This window comes from Aerococcus sp. UMB7834, assembly GCF_030215145.1.
Taxonomy (GTDB): domain Bacteria; phylum Bacillota; class Bacilli; order Lactobacillales; family Aerococcaceae; genus Aerococcus.
In genome coordinates this window covers 198,862-217,519 of record NZ_JASOLI010000002.1, presented here as the reverse complement: position 1 = coordinate 217,519, position 18,658 = coordinate 198,862, and the positions used below count along the sequence as shown (strand labels likewise).

The 18,658-nt window shown below is 49.4% G+C and carries 18 protein-coding genes; 2 read left to right on the top strand and 16 right to left on the bottom strand.

The window, feature by feature from the left end; genetic code table 11:
• Positions 1-21: 21 nt before the first annotated feature.
• The 4 genes from scpB to QP339_RS02570 all read right to left on the bottom strand — a co-directional run bounded on the left by scpB (position 22) and on the right by QP339_RS02570 (position 2,681).
• On the bottom strand, positions 22-609 hold the full coding sequence (gene scpB, locus QP339_RS02585; protein ID WP_284910298.1) for an SMC-Scp complex subunit ScpB: 588 nt from the start codon (positions 607-609) through the stop codon (positions 22-24).
• On the bottom strand, positions 606-1,373 hold the full coding sequence (locus QP339_RS02580; RefSeq protein WP_284910297.1) for a segregation and condensation protein A: 768 nt from the start codon (positions 1,371-1,373) through the stop codon (positions 606-608). Before QP339_RS02580 ends, scpB begins: the two co-directional genes overlap by 4 nt.
• Positions 1,373-1,777 (bottom strand): hypothetical protein, encoded by a 405-nt coding sequence (locus tag QP339_RS02575; RefSeq protein ID WP_284910296.1) that lies wholly within the window; start codon positions 1,775-1,777, stop codon positions 1,373-1,375. The genes QP339_RS02580 and QP339_RS02575 overlap by 1 nt, the downstream gene beginning before the upstream one ends.
• A 73-nt stretch (positions 1,778-1,850) precedes the next feature.
• Positions 1,851-2,681: a glycosyltransferase family 8 protein gene (locus tag QP339_RS02570; RefSeq protein WP_284910295.1), complete on the bottom strand. Its 831-nt coding sequence runs from the start codon at positions 2,679-2,681 to the stop codon at positions 1,851-1,853.
• 87 nt (positions 2,682-2,768) lie between these two features.
• Between QP339_RS02570 and QP339_RS02565 the strand changes: the two genes are divergently transcribed.
• Entirely contained in the window at positions 2,769-3,059 is a 291-nt protein-coding gene (locus QP339_RS02565) for a chorismate mutase (RefSeq protein WP_284910294.1), read from the top strand.
• Here the strand turns inward: QP339_RS02565 and QP339_RS02560 are convergent.
• Complete coding sequence (locus QP339_RS02560; protein WP_284910293.1) at positions 3,043-3,774, bottom strand: NAD-dependent protein deacylase; 732 nt, start codon at positions 3,772-3,774, stop codon at positions 3,043-3,045. The two genes, QP339_RS02565 and QP339_RS02560, sit on opposite strands and share 17 nt — an antisense overlap.
• Before the next feature lie 145 nt (positions 3,775-3,919).
• Between QP339_RS02560 and QP339_RS02555 the strand changes: the two genes are divergently transcribed.
• Positions 3,920-4,699: an FxLYD domain-containing protein gene (locus tag QP339_RS02555; RefSeq protein WP_070617836.1), complete on the top strand. Its 780-nt coding sequence runs from the start codon at positions 3,920-3,922 to the stop codon at positions 4,697-4,699.
• 65 nt (positions 4,700-4,764) lie between these two features.
• On the opposite strand, the gene xerD is transcribed toward QP339_RS02555, so the two are convergent.
• From xerD to mutL, 11 genes are all read right to left on the bottom strand, one after another.
• The gene (xerD, locus tag QP339_RS02550; protein ID WP_284910292.1) at positions 4,765-5,658 is read right to left on the bottom strand and encodes a site-specific tyrosine recombinase XerD; all 894 of its coding nucleotides are present in this window, start codon (positions 5,656-5,658) and stop codon (positions 4,765-4,767) included.
• On the bottom strand, positions 5,648-6,109 hold the full coding sequence (locus QP339_RS02545) for a Fur family transcriptional regulator (RefSeq protein ID WP_284910291.1): 462 nt from the start codon (positions 6,107-6,109) through the stop codon (positions 5,648-5,650). The genes xerD and QP339_RS02545 overlap by 11 nt, the downstream gene beginning before the upstream one ends.
• Positions 6,109-6,990 carry a CvfB family protein gene (locus QP339_RS02540; RefSeq protein ID WP_284910290.1) on the bottom strand — a complete coding sequence of 294 codons (882 nt, stop codon included), beginning with the start codon at positions 6,988-6,990 and terminating at the stop codon, positions 6,109-6,111. The genes QP339_RS02545 and QP339_RS02540 overlap by 1 nt, the downstream gene beginning before the upstream one ends.
• A 156-nt stretch (positions 6,991-7,146) precedes the next feature.
• Positions 7,147-8,922 carry a pyruvate kinase gene (gene pyk, locus QP339_RS02535; protein WP_284910289.1) on the bottom strand — a complete coding sequence of 592 codons (1,776 nt, stop codon included), beginning with the start codon at positions 8,920-8,922 and terminating at the stop codon, positions 7,147-7,149.
• Positions 8,923-8,976: 54 nt separating this feature from the next.
• Positions 8,977-9,894, bottom strand: a complete 918-nt coding sequence (pfkA, locus tag QP339_RS02530; RefSeq protein WP_502869644.1) for a 6-phosphofructokinase — start codon at positions 9,892-9,894, stop codon at positions 8,977-8,979.
• Positions 9,895-10,037: 143 nt separating this feature from the next.
• Positions 10,038-13,433 carry a DNA polymerase III subunit alpha gene (locus QP339_RS02525; protein WP_284910287.1) on the bottom strand — a complete coding sequence of 1,132 codons (3,396 nt, stop codon included), beginning with the start codon at positions 13,431-13,433 and terminating at the stop codon, positions 10,038-10,040.
• Positions 13,434-13,464: 31 nt separating this feature from the next.
• Positions 13,465-14,523: a tRNA preQ1(34) S-adenosylmethionine ribosyltransferase-isomerase QueA gene (queA, locus tag QP339_RS02520; RefSeq protein ID WP_284910286.1), complete on the bottom strand. Its 1,059-nt coding sequence runs from the start codon at positions 14,521-14,523 to the stop codon at positions 13,465-13,467.
• A gap of 18 nt (positions 14,524-14,541) precedes the next feature.
• Positions 14,542-15,552 carry a Holliday junction branch migration DNA helicase RuvB gene (ruvB, locus tag QP339_RS02515; protein WP_284910285.1) on the bottom strand — a complete coding sequence of 337 codons (1,011 nt, stop codon included), beginning with the start codon at positions 15,550-15,552 and terminating at the stop codon, positions 14,542-14,544.
• Positions 15,553-15,589: 37 nt separating this feature from the next.
• A complete protein-coding gene (gene ruvA / locus QP339_RS02510; RefSeq protein ID WP_284910284.1) occupies positions 15,590-16,189 on the bottom strand; it encodes a Holliday junction branch migration protein RuvA in 600 nt (199 codons plus the stop codon).
• 12 nt (positions 16,190-16,201) lie between these two features.
• Entirely contained in the window at positions 16,202-16,639 is a 438-nt protein-coding gene (gene msrB / locus QP339_RS02505) for a peptide-methionine (R)-S-oxide reductase MsrB (RefSeq protein ID WP_284910283.1), read from the bottom strand.
• 76 nt (positions 16,640-16,715) lie between these two features.
• Entirely contained in the window at positions 16,716-18,656 is a 1,941-nt protein-coding gene (gene mutL / locus QP339_RS02500; protein ID WP_284910282.1) for a DNA mismatch repair endonuclease MutL, read from the bottom strand.
• Positions 18,657-18,658 lie beyond the last annotated feature (2 nt).

Below are 18,658 nucleotides of genomic sequence, written 5' to 3'. Positions count from 1 at the left end.
GCTCAATCTCCTTTAAGCAAATTATATCTCCACACTGTCGTCAGCGAGCTCTCCTGCATCAAATAAAGCCGTCTGTTCAGCCTCCTCTGTTTCCTCCGTCTTGAGCCTAGTGAGGTCCGGTAGTTCATCTAAGGAAGACAGGCCAAAATATTGGTAGAAGTAATCGCTCACCCCATAGATGATGGGCCGGCCAGGCCCTTCTTTACGGCCTTGTTCTTCAATCAGGTCATGCTGGAGGAGTTTCTGAATCATGGCTGAGGACTGGACTCCCCGGATATCATCGATCTCCATCCGCGTGATAGGGGCCTGGTAGGCAATGATGGCCAAAGTTTCCAGGGCTGCTTGCGATAGCTTAACCGAGAAAGGCGACAGAGCATAAGACTTGACCACATCCGCTAGCTCTGATTTAGTAACGAGCTGGATGCACTGGTTGACCCAAGATAGCTTCAAAGCAGACTGCTGGTCCGCCTGGTATTTCTCAGCCAATTTCAAAAGGGCATAGCGGGTCTGGTCGATGGACAAGTCGAGCAATTGAGCCAATTCTTCTAGGTCCAAGCCTTGGTCGCCGGCAACAAACAATAAACTTTCAATGGCCTGCATGGCTCTCATTCCCCCACCTCATTTCGTTTGATCTCAATATCGGTCTGGCCCACAGTCTGGGCAAAGGACAAGTTCGCAGCTTTGACCAGTTGTAAGAGGGCCAAGAAGAGTGTCACGATCCGTTCGCGGGTCAACGGGCCATCCACGATCAAGTCATAAAAAGAAATTACCCGACCATGAGGACAAGCTTGGAGCAGGTCATCCATGGCTTCCTGGACAGAGTAAGTCTCTGCTTGCACTTGGCGTTCCAAAGGGGCCTGGCTCTTCAAGCGGCGCATCATTTTACGTAAGGCCGCCAGTAAGTCATCTTGGTCGAAAGCCCCTTTTGCTAAGGGGACCTTGGTCTGATAGGCAGATAGGTCGCTAGCTGCCTTGGGATACTCCAGTTGCCGGGCCTCCTGCTTCTCTTCCAAGAGCTTGCTCACATTCTGGTATTGCTGGTAGGTCAATAATTGCTGGACTAGGTCTTCGCGGGGATCTTCTTCCTCTTCTGTCGCTTCTTTCTTGGGCTTTGGCAGCATCATCTTCGACTTAATTTCAATCAGGCTCGCCGCCATAACCAAGTACTCACTGGCCAGGTCCAGTTCCAATTCCTTCATTGCCTCCAAGTAGGCCAAATACTGCTCCGTAACCAAGACAATGGGAATATCAAAGATATCCACTTCAAGGGTCTTAATCAAGTGCAAAAGCAGGTCCAAGGGCCCTTCAAAACTAGCTAAATCCAGCCTCAAAGCAGAGGCTGGATAGTCTTCAAGCTGCTTATTTTCTTCCATTAAAGGTCTGACACTCCCTCTGCTGAATGCTTGCCTTTAGCCTGGCGCATCTCAAGATTCCATTTCTTGAAAAAATCCGACATCTCAATTGAAGCTGAGAAATTACGCTGGGGAAAAAGCTCACTGAGTTCCGTTATCATCTGCGAAACCAAGCCCTCGCCCCTAAAAGAAGGCGTCACCGCCACATAGCGCAAAATAATACTTTGGCTATCCAAGTCTTCATCAAAAGCAATCAAGGCATGGTAATTATCGGATGCCTGGTCCCTGTAGAGGTATAAGGACCGGTAGCCGGATTCAATTTTGGCAATTTCATTACTCATCTCCTCATAGTCCTTAAAACGCGGAATATAAGAGAGTAAACCCATTGCTACTTTTTTATACTTTGGAATATATGGTGTTAGCATATGTTATCTCCCAATCTAAAAGTCAAAATTTAATTAACGAAACTCTAACATATTATCACAGATCTTGCAATTCTTACAAGCTTTCTTGGCTTAAGTGGCGGTGCATCCGCTGCCAATAGTGCTGGTAGAGAAGAGCAAATTTATCGCTTGCATGGGCCTCCCAGGGCTTGCGCTTGCCACAGAAATGCAAGAGAGCCGTATGGGCAATCACCCACTGGTCATCCCATGCCCCCGCTGAAATCAGTTCATAGGTCTTCTGGTAACGCATGTCGTAATTATAAATTTGGTCGGGCAAGGCATAGACCTGGTGGCCATAGAGGGCATTGAGAACATCCTGGTCCGGTAAGAAGAGCTGGAAGTAATGGGAAGTAATGTAGCGGTAAATGTCATCCGCACGCACCTGGGCTCGAAGGACCGGCAGATTCATCAAGAGCACTCCTGAATTATAGTAGGAGCCCCCATCCTCTCGCTGTAAACGAAGCCGGTTAAAGTCATCCGAAAGCCTGGTGAGACGGGAATGGCTAGCCGCCGCATATAGGTGGTCAGCCAGGTCTAAGTGGTAGAGCTCTGACAAGTCATTGATGCAGAGGATATCTGCATCCAGGTAGAGAATCCGATCTAAATGGTCCGGTAAGAAGTCTTGGGCCAAAAGCCGGTAGTAAATGGTTTCCGGATAGCGTTTAGAAACAGGGGCCTGGCTAAAGTCGGCCTCCTCCATATTGATCAAGTGGAGGTCGATGGCAAACTTAGCCGTCAGACTTTGGATCGCTTCTTTCCCCGCTAAGTCTCCCTTGGTCAAAATATAGACGGCCTCAACCGCTTCCTTGCTGTTCTCTATCACCGAAGTAAGGGTCGTCAACATTTGATCGACAAAGTGATGGTCAATAGCAAATAATAAATTCATCATTACCTTTCTAGTTCTGCTAATTGTCAGAACTCAAAATTTTATCTATAATTAAGTAAAATGCAGTAAATCATAAGGAGTGAAAGCATGTCCCTAGACCAAGAAAGAAAGAAAATTAACCAGATTGACCAGCAAATTGTTGCCCTCTATGAAGACCGGCTCAAAGTCAGTGAAGAAATTGCCCGACTCAAAGCCGCTCAGGGGGCGGATATCTTCGTAGCTGACCGGGAACAGGCCGTGATCGACAATGTTCAAAAAGGCTTAAAGAATCCAGCCAATGCTGACAGTGTCCAAAAGCTCTACCAGGAAATCATGCGCCTATCCCGCGAACGCCAGCAAGAAGTTCTAGCCAACGACCAAGCTAACCCAGAGCGCTAAAGACCCGGCCTACCCGGTCTTGGAAGACAGTGAGTGATTGCTTCTGAGCCACTTGGAGGGGGCTTTTATTAATTAAGACCAGGTCTTTGCCGCCGTAATAATTAATCAAGCCCGCTGCCGGATAAACGACTAAGGAGGTCCCAGCAATAATCAGCAAATCCGCCTCTTGCAAGGCCTGGACAGCAGCTTGGAGGACAGAGTCATCTAAACCCTCTTCATAGAGCACGATATCTGGCCGCACGATGCCCTGATCTTTTTCGCAGCGAGGAATCCCGTCTCGGTCCTTATGCAAGTCTTCATAGGCATAAGACTGGCCACAGTCCATACAGTAATTGCGCCAAACGGACCCATGTAATTCAAACACCCGCTGGCTACCAGCCTTCTGGTGGAGGCCATCAATGTTTTGAGTAATGACCGTTACATCCTTTCCTCTATCCTCCAAGTCCGCCAGGTAGCGATGGGCAGGATTGGGCTTCGCCTCAGGGAAGACCAGATGTTCGAAATAAAAAGCAAAGAATTCTTCTGGATGGGCCATAAAGTAATGGTGGGAAATCACCTCTTCGGCCGGAATCTGTGCCCCTTGGTCCCTGCTATAGAGCCCCTCAGAGGAGCGAAAATCGGGGATACCACTCTCAGTTGACACCCCTGCCCCACCGAAAAAGACCAAATGTTGACTCTTATCAATTAATGCTTGCAATTGTTCTATTTTTTCCATGATACCACCCTTTCTCAGTTCATCGATTCAAGCTCTGCTTCTATTTTAACAGAGCTTAGGAAAAAGCAGAAATTTAAAGGAAAATATTAACCCTTTATTGCATTTTCTGTTAATATAATACATAAAGAAGTGGAGGTTATTCCTAATGCGTAAATTCTTATCCATCATCGGCTTAGCCTTGTTTATTTTCTTAGGCGGCTGTTCCCAAGTCCAAAAGACGGACGACGCCTTCTTCGCCGACCTGGCCTCAACCTGGCAGGATCGGACGGAAACTATGAAGAAAGTGGAAAAGGAAAATGATATCACCAAGTCCTTCAAGGCAATCTTTGAAACGGAATTAAAGGGCCTAGAAAAGTATGAAAATGCTGATTTCGAAGATCCTGAACTCGGTCAAACGGTTCAAAATTATCTCAAAGAAGTTAGAGCCTGTCTTGAAGCCCTAGACACGGACCAATTGGGCTATGACGACCTTGAAAACTATCTTAACCACTATGACAAGCGGGTAGGCTATCTCAAGGAGCTCTCCAAAGACAAGCGTTATGTCCTACCTGAGGGCTCGGAAGATGACCTAGCCTTAGACCGTGAACAGATTAAGAAAGACAAGGCCAAGGCTGAGGAGCGAACCGATATCCTGAAGAAATTCCAAGAAGACCTCAATAAACTGAGCTTCCAAGGGAGCAAGGATGCAAATGGCCAAACCAATATCAGCGGTCAATTATCCAATACTACAGGGGCGGACTTAGCCAACTTCACCATCACCATCAAGTTCCTCGATAAGGATGGCAATGAAGTGGACAAGCAAAGCGAAAAAATTGACGTCCTGAAGAATGGCGAAACGAAAGAACTGAAATATTCCACTGACAAAGACTTTGCCAGTGTTGCTCCAGACCTTAACTTAGATAATCTGGAAATTAATAAGCCCTAGGGCAAATAAAGAAGCCTTAAAGTGAAACAGGCAAGCTGTTTACTTTAAGGCTTTTTTTAGTGCATTTAAGACCGTGGGAAGGACTTAGCATAAATTTCTTTGAGATGGGGAGCATGGATATGGGTATAAATTTGAGTCGTGGAAATATCACTATGGCCAAGCAATTCTTGGACGACCCGCAAATCCGCCCCATTCTCAAGAATATGGGTCGCAAAGGAGTGACGGAGGGTGTGGGGGCTCACATTTTTTTGGATACCGACTTCTTGGACATAGGCCTTGATGCGCTTCCACACCCCTTGACGGCTGATCCCCTTTCCGTGGTGGTTTAGGAATAAGATCTCCGAATCCTTATCCTTGAGCAGTTGGTCGCGGGCATAGTCCTGGTAGCGGCCAATCCAATCAGCAGCCACTTCCCCCAGGGGCACAATCCGCTCCTTGTCCCCCTTGCCCAAACTCTGGAGGAAGCCTAATTCTGGATGGATATCCGTCACTTTGAGATGGACGAGCTCACTCACACGAAGGCCCGAAGCATAGAGGAGCTCCAGCATGGCCCGGTCTCTAAGTCCTAGGGGTGTCCCGATATCTGGGGCCTGGAGCAAGCGGTCCACTTCATCCATGCTTAAGACAGTGGGCAGGGTCTGCCGTTTCTTGGGCATGGCAATCTGATCGACGGGATTCTGGTCAATCTGTCCGTTCAACAATAAGTGGGAAAAGAAACGCCGCAAGCATGACAGTAAGTGGCTGAGGGTAGTCGTCTTCTGTCCTTGGTCGCTCTTGAACTTGAGAAAGGCTCGGATATCTGTGCGATCTAGGTCCTTGTAATGGCTAAAGCCTTGGTCATCCATCCAAGTATCCAAGCCCCGGATATCATTGGCATAGCTCTTGATAGTGTTATTCGATAAACCTGCTTCTACCTTGAGTGTCATCAGAAAGTCTTCCAAAAGTTCCTTATTCGTCATAGTGCAAGTCTCCTTCTTGGCAGTCTTGACAGAGACCGTGGATGACCAAATGGTGGTTAGTCACCTTGAAGTGGAAGTTTTTTTCGACTTCTTTTTCTACAGCGTCCAGGAGGTCCTCGTTGATTTCAATTATTCGACCACAATGGATGCAGACCAGGTGGTGGGGGGCATGCTGGGATTGCCGGTTGATGAGGCTGTAGTAGGCCAAACCTTCGCTGCCGATGACCTTGCTGACCACCTGGATGGATGTTAAGATCTCCAAGGTCCGGTAGACAGTGGCCAGACCGATCGATTCATTCTTTTCCCGGGTGTACATATAGATTTGTTCGGCACTCAGCAACTGGTCGCTTTGCTCAATCAATACCTGTAGGGTACTCTGACGTTGGGGCGTCAGCTTAAATCCAGAAGCTTGAACCGAAGCCTTCAGCTCTTGAAATTGGTCTGTCCCCACTAGTCCTCATCCCCTTTGTTTACTAAATAAATTCCTGCCTGGTCCTGGCGCAGGATCCCCTCTTTCATCAGATGGCCGAGGGCACGTTTAAACTGGGCCTTGGAAAGGTTGAAGAACTTACGAATATCTTCCGGCCGGCTCTTATCATTGTAAGGTAGGAAGTGGTCTGGTTGCCTTTCCAGGATAGCCTGAATCATTTGAGCATCTTCATTGATGACCTGGTAGGCTTGCGGTTTAAGGGACAGGTTTAAGTTGCCGTGCTGGCCCACACCGATCACCCGGGCTGTCACTTCCTCACCCAGAGCAGGCTCTTCATAGCGTTCACTCTCATGGATAAAGGCCTGGTAGTAGTCTTCTGTCAAAAGATAGGTCCCCACAAACTTACAGCGGTAGACCCGAGCTTTCACCGTTTTATTATTCCAAGTTGAAGTATGGGGGGACAAACGCTTGGAGATTTGTTGGAAGACCTGGTCGTCCGCAAGTTTAGCCCAGACCCTGTCCTTCTTGTCCACTTCCAAGCGCACAAAGAGCTTACTGCCTTTTTTAGGCCACAGATGCTTCTCTTGTGGGAGGTCATCCAGGGATAAAACCATGTCCTTATCCGGCAAGCCAATAGCCAAAAAGACCCCTAAATCTGGTTTAACAGAAGTGACTTCTCCCCAACCGTAGCGGTCTTGGCGGACATCAGGCAGGTCCAGGGTCATGCACAATTGCTTGTGGCTGTTCTCATAAACGAAGCCGCGAATGCTGTCACCCATTTTGAGCGATCCAGCTTGGTCTCTGTCTAAGCGGTAGGACAAGCCATCTTTTTGCACAAAAAAGTGTTTGTCGTTCTCATCGGTAACAATGCCTGTCACCAGGCTTCCTAAATATTTATTCATGGTCTACCTCTTTCATTGGTCGAATCGTATCCAATTTCATACGCTTTCTATTCTAGCATACTTTAAGCTCTGAGCGCTCGACCTGATCTTATAAAAAAAGAATTTTGCTCATTGGTTAATCCAACAAGCAAAATTCTCAATCTAGTTTCAGCTTAATTAAGCGTCGCCACCTTCATAAACGACACCACGACGGGCATCGACGGTGACTAATTGACCTTCAGTCACTTCTGCAACTGCACCTTCAGCCCCTACGATGACTGGGGTATTGGTGTTAATGCCAAGTACTGCAGCATGACTCGTTACGCCGCCTTCTTCAACGATAACTGCCTTCGCTTTGCTAATGGCATCGTTGTATGATTCATCTGTTGTCTTCACAACAAGGACAGAATTAGCCGTTACTTTTTCGTTAGCTTCTTTCGCGTCCTTAGCTAAGACAACGTGACCGACAGCAGAATTTTCCCCGATACCTTGGCCGCGAACGATTTGACGGCCAACGATTTGGATCTTCATTAAGTTAGTTGTGCCACGTTCACCGACAGGAACACCAGCAGTTACTAAGATCTTGTCGCCGTCTTGGGCATAGCCATTTTCCTTGGCTAAGTTAGCAGCTAAGATCATCATGTCATCAGTTGTTGCTGGACGTTCAGCTACAATTGGTTCTACCCCACTCGAAAGCATGAGCTTATTGGCGCGGCTTTCAGAGAAGGTTAAAGCCAAGATTGTCGCATTTGGACGGTATTTAGAAATCATTTTAGCAGTAAACCCAGAATCTGTGGCAGCAACAATGGTACGGATGCCCAAGTTGCTTGCTGTATAAGCAACGGATTGGCTGATAGCTTCGGCCACGTCTAATTGGGCATGGTCACCACGTTCCACATGGTTAGGTAAAACACCTTCTGAGTGTACAGCGATTTGAGCTTCAGTTGCTAAAGCAATCCGATTCATGGTTTGAACGGCTTCAACAGGATAGTCCCCTGCAGCTGTTTCACCAGATAACATAATCGCATCGGTACCGTCGTAGATAGCATTGGCAACGTCTGACGCTTCAGCACGCGTTGGACGTGGGTTCCGTTGCATGGAATCTAACATTTGGGTAGCTGTAATGACTGGTTTACCCAAGCTATTGCAGAGTTCAATCATATCTTTTTGAGCGATTGGAACAGTTTCTACAGGAATTTCAACCCCTAAGTCCCCGCGGGCAATCATTAAACCATCGGAAACGTTCATGATTTCTTTAATATTGTCCACGCCTTCTTGGTTTTCGATCTTAGGCAGGATTTGAACATCTTCATTGCCTGTTTCTTCTAAGATTTCGCGAATTTCTAGGATGTCTTCTGGTTTACGAACAAAGGAAGCCGCAATAAAATCAATGCCTTGTTCCAAACCGAAGCGAATATCTGCTTCGTCTTTATCCGTAATCCCAGGTAAATTGATTGAAACGCCTGGTACATTGACGCCCTTCTTGTCCTTGATGATCCCGCTGTTTTCTACAACAGTTACAATTTCACCATCGGCTTTGTTAATGTCAGTAACCAGTAAGTCAACCAGACCATCGTCGACTAAGATATGTGAACCAACGTGAACATCATCAATCAATTCTGGGTAAGTAATTGAGAACTTGCTTGCGTCCCCTTCCACTTCACTTGAAAAGATGGAAACGGTAGTACCTTTTTCGAGTAAAACAGGTTCATGGTTAACCATATTGTGGGTACGGATTTCAGGCCCCTTTGTGTCCAATAAGAGGGCAACCCGCTTGCCGCTTTGTTTGGCAGCTTCACGGATGTTCTTAATCCGGGCTTCATGTTCTTCATGCGAACCGTGTGAGAAGTTCAAACGAGCAACGTTCATGCCCGCTTCCATTAATTGAACTAAGGTTTCAACTGACTCAGAAGCTGGGCCAATAGTACAAACAATTTTAGTGTTCTTTTGCATTTTTGTTCTCCTTTTTTGCTTTAATCCTTTGAACGAATAGACATTATAAGCGACTTAATAGGAAATGTCACCATTAATTTCATACAATTCCATCAATGGGGTGTGGGTTTCTCGGTTCAAGACTTCCGAAATATCGCCATAGACAATATCATTGCCACGGATGCCCAAGCAGATACCTGAGTGACCTTGGTTCAAGAGCTCTACAGCCCTAAAGCCAAACATGGTTGCAAGGACACGGTCGCGTGCGGAAGGGGCGCCCCCTCTCTGCATGTGACCGAGCACCGTTGCCCGGCTGTGGAAGTTCCCGTAAGTCGAGAGCTCATCCATGAATTTATTAGCAGACATCACGCCTTCAGCGAGAATAATAATGATATGCTTCTTACCCCGCTCACGGCCTGCCTTGATATCTTCCACAATTTGGTCCATATCAAAGCCAATTTCAGGAATAATTACCTTCTCAGCCCCGGAAGAAATACCGGTCCAGAGGGCAATATCTCCAGCGTTACGTCCCATCACTTCAATAATGAAGGTCCGCTCATGACTGGTAGCTGTATCCCGAATCTTATCGACTGCCTCGATGACGGTATTGCAGGCTGTATCGAAACCAATGGTAAAATCAGTCCCTGCAATATCATTATCAATCGTCCCAGGAATACCAACCGTTGGAAAACCGTGCTCACTAAGGGCTTTGGCTCCCATGAAGGAACCGTCCCCACCGATTACAATTAAAGAATCAATCTTAAATTTCTTTAATTGCGCAATGGCCTTCTCCTGTCCTTCTTTCTCAGCAAATTCAGGATAGCGCGCCGTGTACAGCATGGTCCCCCCGCGCGACAGCAAGTTGCCGACATCATCAATACCCATTTGATAGATATCGCCTTCTGCTAGTCCACGAAAGCCATAGCGGATACCATAAACCTCGTTGCCGTCGTAGATTGCTTTTCTAACGACAGCACGAATGGCGGCATTCATCCCTGGTGCGTCACCACCACTTGTTAAAACGCCAATACGTTTAACCACTTGGACACCTCGTTTCAAAAAATTAATTCATACAATTTTATCTTAACATTTTTTTCAAAGAATGTCGCCCCATTTGTAATTTTTTCACGAACTTGTTAGCTGAGAATGACATGTTTTTCCCCATAAATATCCTTTAGGGCTTGGAGGACCTGGGGCGTATGAGCGAGCGCAAATTGAGAAGCCAACCAGTACTGGCTGCCCTCTTCTTTGAAGATAAAGTGGAGGGGCGTGATGCCAGGTTGGTCTTGGACAAGGGCCAGCAAGTCTGCTTTCTTCTGGGAAGCTGCTGCTTGGTTGGCAACTTCGATGTGGAAGGCCCCCGCCCTGCCCTGCTTAATGGCTTGGTCTTTGAGCTGCTGGTAGTGGGCTTGGTCCAGGGGATAAACTTGGTCGACTAGGATTTGGAGTTGGTCGCGCCGCTCTTCAGTCTTCCCGCGCACGGCCAGTTTCTGCTTATCCCGCAAGAAGGCGGCATAGCGGATATAGGTCTGGGGAAAGGCGGTTAAGTTAACCGTCCCCGTGGCATCTTGGACTTCCAGGAAGGCCATGGGTTGTCCCTTCTTCGTTTGGATCCGTTTGACATGGACGACTTCACCGATAACCTGAACTCCCTGGCCTGGTTTGAGATCGCTAATGGCCTGGAGCTGGCCTGTTTGGTAGAAGTCCTTCCAGGCTGCATAGGGATCGACACTCAGACAGAGGCCTAGGTAGTCAATTTCTTGTTGGATCAGTTCGGAATCCTTGTACTCTTCGTATTCTTCAATGACCGGAGCGAAGAGGGACTGGTAGTCATTGGCCATGCCCAGGTCTAGCTGGCTCTGTTGGCTCTGCTGACCAAAAAGTTTGCGGTGGTCCAGCAACTTAGGCAGGGCATCTTCAACTAGAGTCCGGCGGTTATAGTTAAAGTCATCCAGGGCGCCGGATAAGGCCAGAGCGGTCAGCACCTTTTCCCGGGCGGCTGCTTGGTCCAAGCGGCTGACAAAATCCATAAGATCCTTATAGGCACCTCCGTACTGGCGCTCTGAAATAATGCTCCGACTCACCGGCCGGCTCAGGGTCTTGATATTGGATAGACCCAGGCGGAGGGTCGACTGGTCGACCAGGTCCAAGGGCATGAAGGACTGATTGACACTGGGCAGGTCAATTTGAATGCCAGCTGATCGGGCCTCCGTTAAGAGCTGCTTACCCTTGACGTCATGGATGCTGGTGTGGCGAAGATTGCCGTAGTAAAAGGCAGCCGGGCAATGGACCTTGAACCAGGCCAAGTCATAGGCCAAGTAAGAATAGGCAAAGGCATGGGACCGGTTGAAGCCATAATTGGCGAAGGCATCGATATAGTGGTAGACCTCTTCGGCCAAGCCTGCCTCATAGCCCTGGTCGATAGCTCCCGTGATGAATTGATCATGGAGGCCATCTAAAACTTCCTGCTGCTTCTTGCCCATGGCCCGGCGCAGAATATCAGCCTGACCGAGGCTAAAGCCAGCAATCTTTTGGGCCACCTGCATGACTTGTTCTTGGTAGACCATGACCCCGTATGTCGCTTCCAAGATCGGGGCAAGGTCCTCATGGGGATAACTGATGGCTTCCTGACCGTGCTTGCGTCGGGCAAAGTGGTTGATCTGCTTCATTGGTCCCGGCCGGAAGAGGGCATTGACGGCTGCCAGGTCTTCCATGGATTCGGGACTCACTTGGCGCAGGACATTGCGAATACCATCCGATTCAAACTGGAAGACGCCCAGGGTCTCAGCCCGCTGGAAGAGCTGGTAGACCTCCGGATCATCCTTTTGAGCCAATTTTTGGTCTAAGTCCTTATAGCCTAATTTCTCAGCGGCTTCCTTGACATCGTGGAGGATGCTCAAGTTGATAAGACCTAAGAAGTCAATCTTCAAGAGGCCAATCCGCTCGACTTCGCCCATGGTGAATTGAGAGAGTAAGATTTCATTGTTGGCGTTCTGCTGGAGGGGAATATCTGCCACCAGGGGCCGGTCGCTAATCAGGACCCCTGCCGCATGGGTTGAGACATGGCGGGGCAAGCCTTCCAGTTTGAGTGCCGCCTGGAGCCAGAGCTTGCCATCTTCCGTTTCCTCTAGCAAACGCTGGAAGTCTTTGGATCCTTGATAAGCCTCACGCAAGCTGATTTGCCCCTCAATTTGATTGGCCCAAGTGCTGATTTCGGTTTGGCTCTTACCTAGGGCTGAGCCCACATCGCGCAAGGCCTTGCGGGCAGCAAAAGTTCCGAAGGTAGCAATCTGGGCCACATGGTCGGCCCCATATTTTTCAAAGACATAGTGGAGGATATCCTGGCGGCGGTTGTCGGGAAAATCCAAGTCGATATCGGGCATGCTGTGGCGCTCCGGATTGAGAAAGCGCTCAAAGAGTAGGTCGTTTTCAATCGGATCGACATGGGTAATGAAGAGGGCATAGGCGACCAAGGAGCCTGCTGCTGACCCCCGGCCTGGCCCTACAGTAATCTTAGAGGCCCGGGCATAGCGCATAATATCCCAAACGATCAAGAAATAATCATCAAAACCCATCCGGTGAATCACTTGGAGTTCATAGGTCAAACGCTCCTGGTAAGCTTTAAAATTTGCCTGGTCGCCCACGCGTTCGGCCAAACCTTGGGCTGCCTGTTGGGCTAAGTAAGTCTGGGCATCCTCCCCCTCATCCAGGGGAAAGCGCGGCAAGAGTTCCTTGTGGTAGACCATCTCTACATTCAGATCAGCGACTAAGTCAGACAGACGGTCCACCGCCTCCGCTAATCCGATTTCAGCGTATTCAGCCCGCCAATCTGCCGGCGACCTTAGAAAGTGAGGGCCCCGTCCCTCCCGGCTAGCTTCAATATCGTCTAGCGGCTGGTTCTGATCGATAGCTGCTAGGACTTGCTTGTAGAAAGAGTCCTCCGTCTCTAAGTAGGCAACATAGGGCAAGGCAAGGAGGTCTAAGCCAGTCTTCTGGCTCAGCGCTTTAATGCTATCCAAGTGGTAGCGGTCAAAGGCCTGGGCACTCAGCCCAATATAAAGATTATCTGCCTTAAAATGCGCTTTAAAGCCCTGGCACCAGGCCAGAGCTTCTGCGTCTTGATTCTCTTTAATCCTTGCCATATGGGGGCCATAAACGGCGGATAGGACTACCAGGAGGTCATCATTCTCCTTTTTTAATAGGTCTAGAGTCTCTGCGTAACGCCCGGTTTTAACCAGGGTAGACAAGCTCATGAGGACCTGGTAGCCTGCCTGGTTGCGCGCATAGACCACATATTCTTCAAAGTCCTGGCCCATAAATTCAGAAGGGAGCTGGAGGGATAAACCAATCAGGGCCTTAATCCCCGCTTCCTGGCAGAGGTCGTAGAATTCACAGGCGCCGTACAGGACATTGACATCGGCCAAGCCTAGTGCCTGGTAGCCCAATTTTTTGCCAAAAGCCACATAGTCAGCTAGGGATATGGGGCTCTTGAGTAAGGTATAGGCGCTATTGACATGCAAGGGGGCAAACATAAGCTCTCTCCTTTCCCCGTATGGTCACAAGTTAATCGTCTTCACGGTATTGGGGACCTTGGATATACATAGCGTCCCCGAAGCTAAAGAAGCGGTAAGAGGCTTCCACTGCGTGCTTATAGGCTGCCAGGACATGCTGGCGGCCGGCAAAGGCACTAACTAACATCACTAAGGTCGACTTGGGCAGGTGGAAGTTGGTAATAATAGCGTCAACCACTTTGAAATCAAAACCTGGGTAAATAAAAATAGAGGTCCAACCTGAGTCTGCTTGCAGCTGACCTTCAAATTTTTGAGCAATGGTCTCTAAAGTACGGATACAGGTGGTGCCCACCGCAACGACCCGCTTGCCCGCTGCTTTAGCAGTCTTGATCTTCTGGGCATTATTTTCGTCCAAACGGTAGAATTCCGAATGCATCTCATGGTCAGTTAAATCATCGGCACTCACAGGGCGGAAGGTACCTAGGCCCACATGGAGGGTCAGATAGGCCAGGTCAACGCCCTTAGCTTGGACCTGGTCTAGGAAGTCTTCGGTAAAATGCAGACCGGCTGTAGGCGCCGCTGCTGACCCATTCTCCTTGGCGTAGACCGTCTGATAGCGGTCCGGGTCATCCAAGTGCTCCTTGATATAAGGAGGCAGGGGCATCTCTCCCAGGGCTTCCAGAATTTCCATAAAAATGCCCTCATAAAGAAATTCAATTTCTCGTCCCCCGTGGTCTAATTCCTTCACCACCTTAGCCCTTAGCTGGCCGTCTCCAAATTGGATAATGGTCCCTGTCTTCAGGCGGCGGGCTGGTTTGGCGAGAACTTCCCAGCGGTCCCCCTCCAAGTTATTTAGCAATAAGAGCTCGGCATGGCCGCCGGTTTCTTCCTTGGTGCCCAAGAGCCGGGCAGGGAGGACCCGGGTGTCATTGAGGACGAGCACATCTCCAGCTTCCAAGATATCGAGCAAGTCAGCAAACATATGGTCTGCATAGTGGCCAGTCTGGGCATCGAGGGTCAAAAGCCGGCAGTTTAACCGGTCCTTGCTTGGGGTCTGGGCAATCAGTTCTTCGGGTAGGTCATAGTCATAGTCTGAAGTTTTTAATGTCATTCCATTCGCTTCCTTTTTTCACTTGCTTTCTTCTGGGTTGATCCCTAAATGGCTATAGGCTAGGGAGGTGACGATCCGTCCCCGAGGCGTCCGTTGGAGAAAGCCATTTTGGATCAGGTAGGGTTCATACATATCTTCGATGGTGAGGGGGTCTTCGGCAATATTAGCAGCAATTGTCGACAAGCCGACCGGGCCGCCTTGGTAGTAAAAAATCATGGTTTCCAAGATCTTTCGGTCAACAGCGTCCAGTCCCTTGGCATCCACTTCCAAAATATCCAAGGCCTTCTGGGTAATAGCCAGGTCAATGCGTTGGTCCTCATTGAAGACCTGGGCAAAGTCCCGGACCCGCTTCAACAAACGGTTGGCAATCCGTGGCGTCCCGCGCGAGCGCAAGGCAATTTCATAACTGGCCTGGTCATCGATGGGACTATTGAGCACCTGGCTGGTCCGCTGAACAATGGCATTGAGCTCGTCAGGACTGTAGTAGCGCAACTGTTTGACAATACCGAAACGATCGCGCAGAGGCGCTGATAAGGCCCCTGCCCGTGTGGTGGCCCCCAGTAAGGTGAAGGGGGGCAGGTCGAACTGGATAGCGTGGGCTTCGGTATCCTGACCCACAATAATATCCACCCGGAAGTCTTCCATCGCCGAATAGAGCATCTCTTCCACCACCCGGGGCAAGCGGTGGATCTCATCAATAAAGAGAATATCCCCCGGTGCCATCTCATTGAGTAAGACGAGTAAGTCCCCTGTCTTCTCAATCGCTGGGCCGCTGGTCGTGTGGACCCCTACCCCGAGTTCATTGGCTAAGACATAAGCCAGGGTCGTCTTCCCCAAGCCAGGTGGGCCGTATAGGAGGACATGGTCTAAGGATTCATCACGGGCCTGGCAAGCTTGGATATAGACAGCTAGCTCCTTTTTGAGAGCAGACTGCCCAATATACTCCCTTAAGTACTGGGGACGGAGCGAGCCTTCAAACTTCTCCTCCCCTAGGCCTTGGTTATTCTCATCTAGTATACGCTCTGCCACTGCAGGCCTCCTTTCAAATTTCCTTGTCCTGAATCAACTAGCGGGCAGTCATCAAGCGCAGGGCTTGACGGATAGCGTCCGAAGTAGTCGCCACTTGGTCAAAGTCCATCTGCTTGACCACACGCCGGATATCGCGCTGGGAATAACCCAAACTGTCCAGGGCCTCTTCCAGTTCTTGGGCAATGGGATGGGAGGGTCTCGTCGAAGCGGCTTGGGATGCCGCTTTATCTTCAACATCACTCGTTAGTTTACCCTGCAAGTCGAGGATAATCTGCTGGGCCGTCTTCTTGCCGACACCAGGAAACTTGGTCAAGAATTGACTATCTGCCTGGTCAATGGCCCGGATTAAGCCTTCGTGGTCGCCCAAGCTGAGGATAGACAAGGCACTCCTAGGTCCAATCCCTGAGACCGAAATCAGATGCAGGAATAAGTCCTTCTCCGCTTCATCGCTAAAACCATAGAGACGGATACTATCTTGACTGACTGATTGGTAGAGCCAGATCCTTGCTTCCTGCCCCACTTGGCTAGAAAAGCGATAGGGATTGGCCATAATCACTTGGTAACCAATCCCATTCACTTCAATGATAATCGCATTCGGTAAGATGCTGGTTATCTTTCCTTTAAAATAAGCATACATGACGGAATGCTCCTATTCTACAAATTTCTTATAGTCGCCGTAATCTTTTTCGTCCATCTCTTCATAAGGGATGAAGTCTAAGGCTGCGGAATTGATGCAGTAGCGCAAACCGCCTTGGTCTTTTGGCCCATCATTAAAGACATGGCCGAGGTGAGAATCTGCGGCTTGGCTCCGCACTTCGGTTCGCACCATGCCGTGGCTGGTGTCGGTATTTTCCTTAATTTGGTCGTCAAAGAGCGGCTTAGAGAAGGAAGGCCAACCACACCCCGCATTAAATTTAGTCGTTGAGGCAAAGAGCGGGCTCCCATCAACAATATCCACATAGATCCCCTTATCATAATGGTCATCATACTTCCCTGAAAAAGGTGCTTCAGTCCCACTTTCTTGAGTCACCCGGTATTGGATATCATCTAATTCTTTCAAACGTGCTTCTTTATTGGCTTGGTCCATTTCAGTCACTCCTTTAAGGTTTTGTCACTTTCATTCTAACATAAAGCTTGCCGAATGCGAACATTTGTGCCCGGGACTAATGGCTATCCTGGATCCGTTTAAACAAACGCTCGATCTCATAAGTCGAATAGTGGATTAGGACTGGCCGACCATGAGCGCAGTTAAAAGGATTCTGGCACTGGCTCAGGTCAGCAATCAGTTGCTTAGCTTGGTCATCAGACAAGTAGTGGTTGGCCTTAATCGAGAGCTTGCAACTCATCATGATGGCTGTCGCCTGGCGGAACTTACTCACACTGGCTGACTTATCGTTCAGGGCCAGTTGGATCAATTCCTCTACCGTCTCATGGACTTGGTCAGACCGAATCCAAGTGGGATGGGCAGATAATTGCAGGGTTTGGCTGCCAAAGAGTTCAAAGTCAAGCTGCATCTCCTTTAATTTGGGCAGGAGGGGCTGGATCTCAAGCATTTCATCCTGGGTAAATTCAAAAAGTTCGGGGATCAGCAATTCCTGCATAGCGGTCCCGTAAGTTCCGATATGGTCCCGGTAGTATTCATATTTAATCCGCTCCTGCATGGCATGCTGGTCCAGTAGGTACATGCCTGTGTCGTCTGAAGCTAAGAGGTAGGTCCCGTGCAATTGACCGATATAGTCCAGGTCAGGAAAGCGCGGGGACTGGTCGACCTGCTTGGCATCAATAGATGTAATCCGGTCCACATCCCGCCAGACTTCTTTTTCACTGTGCTTGTGCTGGCGCTCCTCGATTGAAGGCTGGATCGTCTCTGAAGAAACCGGCTGAGCCTGACTTGGGCTAGCTTCTGAATCAAGGCTAGCATTTCCACTTGACCTTCCCGCTTCTTCCCAAGGGTCATTTGTTGAGGAAACCAGCTCGCTTAGCTGGCTTTCTCTCCTTGATGGCGATTGAGGGCGAGGGCTGGACAAGGGCAAGTGGCCCTGCTCATAGCTTTCTTCTAAGCGGAAGGGCTCTGGATTGGCTTCTTCGGTATACTGGAGGGGTTGGTTGGCCTCAGGTATCCGCTGGAGGGGTTGGAAGATATGGTCCAGGCTCTCTTTGATCAGATCATAGAGGACGTCTTCCTTAGAGATCCGCACCTCCATCTTAGTGGGGTGGACATTGACATCCAGGAGCTGGGGATCGGCCTCGATATGGAGGACAGCGATTGGGTAGCGGCCAATCATTAACTTCTCCCGGTAACCATCGATGACCGCTTGACTTAACTTATAATTGCGGATATAGCGGCCGTTCAGGTAGAGGGAGATATAGTTCTTGCTGGCCCGCGTCAAGGTCGGTGGGGACACATAGCCTGTCAACTTGAAGTCCAAACTCTCGGCTTCGATCGGGTACATCTCCCGGGCCTGCTTAAAGCCATAAACAGCCGCCAAAACTTCTTGGAGCCGGCCCTTGCCATTACTCTCAAAGACCAGCTTGTCCTCATTAAAATAACGAAAACGAATCTGGGGATGGCCCAGTGCCTGGCGGTTAATAATATTGGAAATATGGGAGAGCTCGGTTGGCAGGCTCTTGATATACTTCAAGCGCGCTGGCGTATTGTAGAACAGATTCTCCACTAGAACCGAGGTCCCCTGGCGGAGATGGCTGTCGCGCCGGTCCACCAGCTCACCGGCCTGCAAGTAGATCCAGGTCCCCGTCTGGCCATCTGAAGTCTCCAAGGTCATTTCAGAAACTGATGCAATACTCGGCAGGGCCTCCCCACGAAAGCCGAGCGAATGAATCCGGAACAAGTCCTGACTCTGGTGGATCTTAGAGGTGGCATGGCGCTTAAAAGCTAACTCCACCTCATCAGAAGCGATGCCGATACCATCGTCAATCACCTGGATGCTGCGGAGTCCTCCCTCTTCCACTCGGATTTCAATCTCCTGGGCCTGGCCATCGATGGCATTTTCCAGCAGTTCCTTCACAACGGAAGCGGGCCGTTCCACCACCTCGCCCGCTGCAATCTGGTCCGCCACTTGGCTGGGTAAGAGTTGGATCGCCATGC

What these genes read in the sequence shown, in the direction of transcription:
- QP339_RS02560 (WP_284910293.1), bottom strand. Translation starts at nt 3,774, where the DNA reads ATGGAAAAAATAGAACAATTGCAAGCATTAATTGATAAGAGTCAACAT.
- QP339_RS02525 (WP_284910287.1), bottom strand. Translation starts at nt 13,433, where the DNA reads ATGTTTGCCCCCTTGCATGTCAATAGCGCCTATACCTTACTCAAGAGC.
- ruvA (WP_284910284.1), bottom strand. Translation starts at nt 16,189, where the DNA reads ATGTATGCTTATTTTAAAGGAAAGATAACCAGCATCTTACCGAATGCG.
- QP339_RS02580 (WP_284910297.1), bottom strand. Translation starts at nt 1,373, where the DNA reads ATGGAAGAAAATAAGCAGCTTGAAGACTATCCAGCCTCTGCTTTGAGG.
- queA (WP_284910286.1), bottom strand. Translation starts at nt 14,523, where the DNA reads ATGACATTAAAAACTTCAGACTATGACTATGACCTACCCGAAGAACTG.
- QP339_RS02540 (WP_284910290.1), bottom strand. Translation starts at nt 6,990, where the DNA reads ATGAATAAATATTTAGGAAGCCTGGTGACAGGCATTGTTACCGATGAG.
- QP339_RS02570 (WP_284910295.1), bottom strand. Translation starts at nt 2,681, where the DNA reads ATGAATTTATTATTTGCTATTGACCATCACTTTGTCGATCAAATGTTG.
- pyk (WP_284910289.1), bottom strand. Translation starts at nt 8,922, where the DNA reads ATGCAAAAGAACACTAAAATTGTTTGTACTATTGGCCCAGCTTCTGAG.
- scpB (WP_284910298.1), bottom strand. Translation starts at nt 609, where the DNA reads ATGAGAGCCATGCAGGCCATTGAAAGTTTATTGTTTGTTGCCGGCGAC.
- QP339_RS02575 (WP_284910296.1), bottom strand. Translation starts at nt 1,777, where the DNA reads ATGCTAACACCATATATTCCAAAGTATAAAAAAGTAGCAATGGGTTTA.
- xerD (WP_284910292.1), bottom strand. Translation starts at nt 5,658, where the DNA reads ATGACGAATAAGGAACTTTTGGAAGACTTTCTGATGACACTCAAGGTA.
- msrB (WP_284910283.1), bottom strand. Translation starts at nt 16,639, where the DNA reads ATGGACCAAGCCAATAAAGAAGCACGTTTGAAAGAATTAGATGATATC.
- pfkA (WP_502869644.1), bottom strand. Translation starts at nt 9,894, where the DNA reads ATGAATGCCGCCATTCGTGCTGTCGTTAGAAAAGCAATCTACGACGGC.
- mutL (WP_284910282.1), bottom strand. Translation starts at nt 18,656, where the DNA reads ATGGCGATCCAACTCTTACCCAGCCAAGTGGCGGACCAGATTGCAGCG.
- QP339_RS02555 (WP_070617836.1), top strand. Translation starts at nt 3,920, where the DNA reads ATGCGTAAATTCTTATCCATCATCGGCTTAGCCTTGTTTATTTTCTTA.
- QP339_RS02565 (WP_284910294.1), top strand. Translation starts at nt 2,769, where the DNA reads ATGTCCCTAGACCAAGAAAGAAAGAAAATTAACCAGATTGACCAGCAA.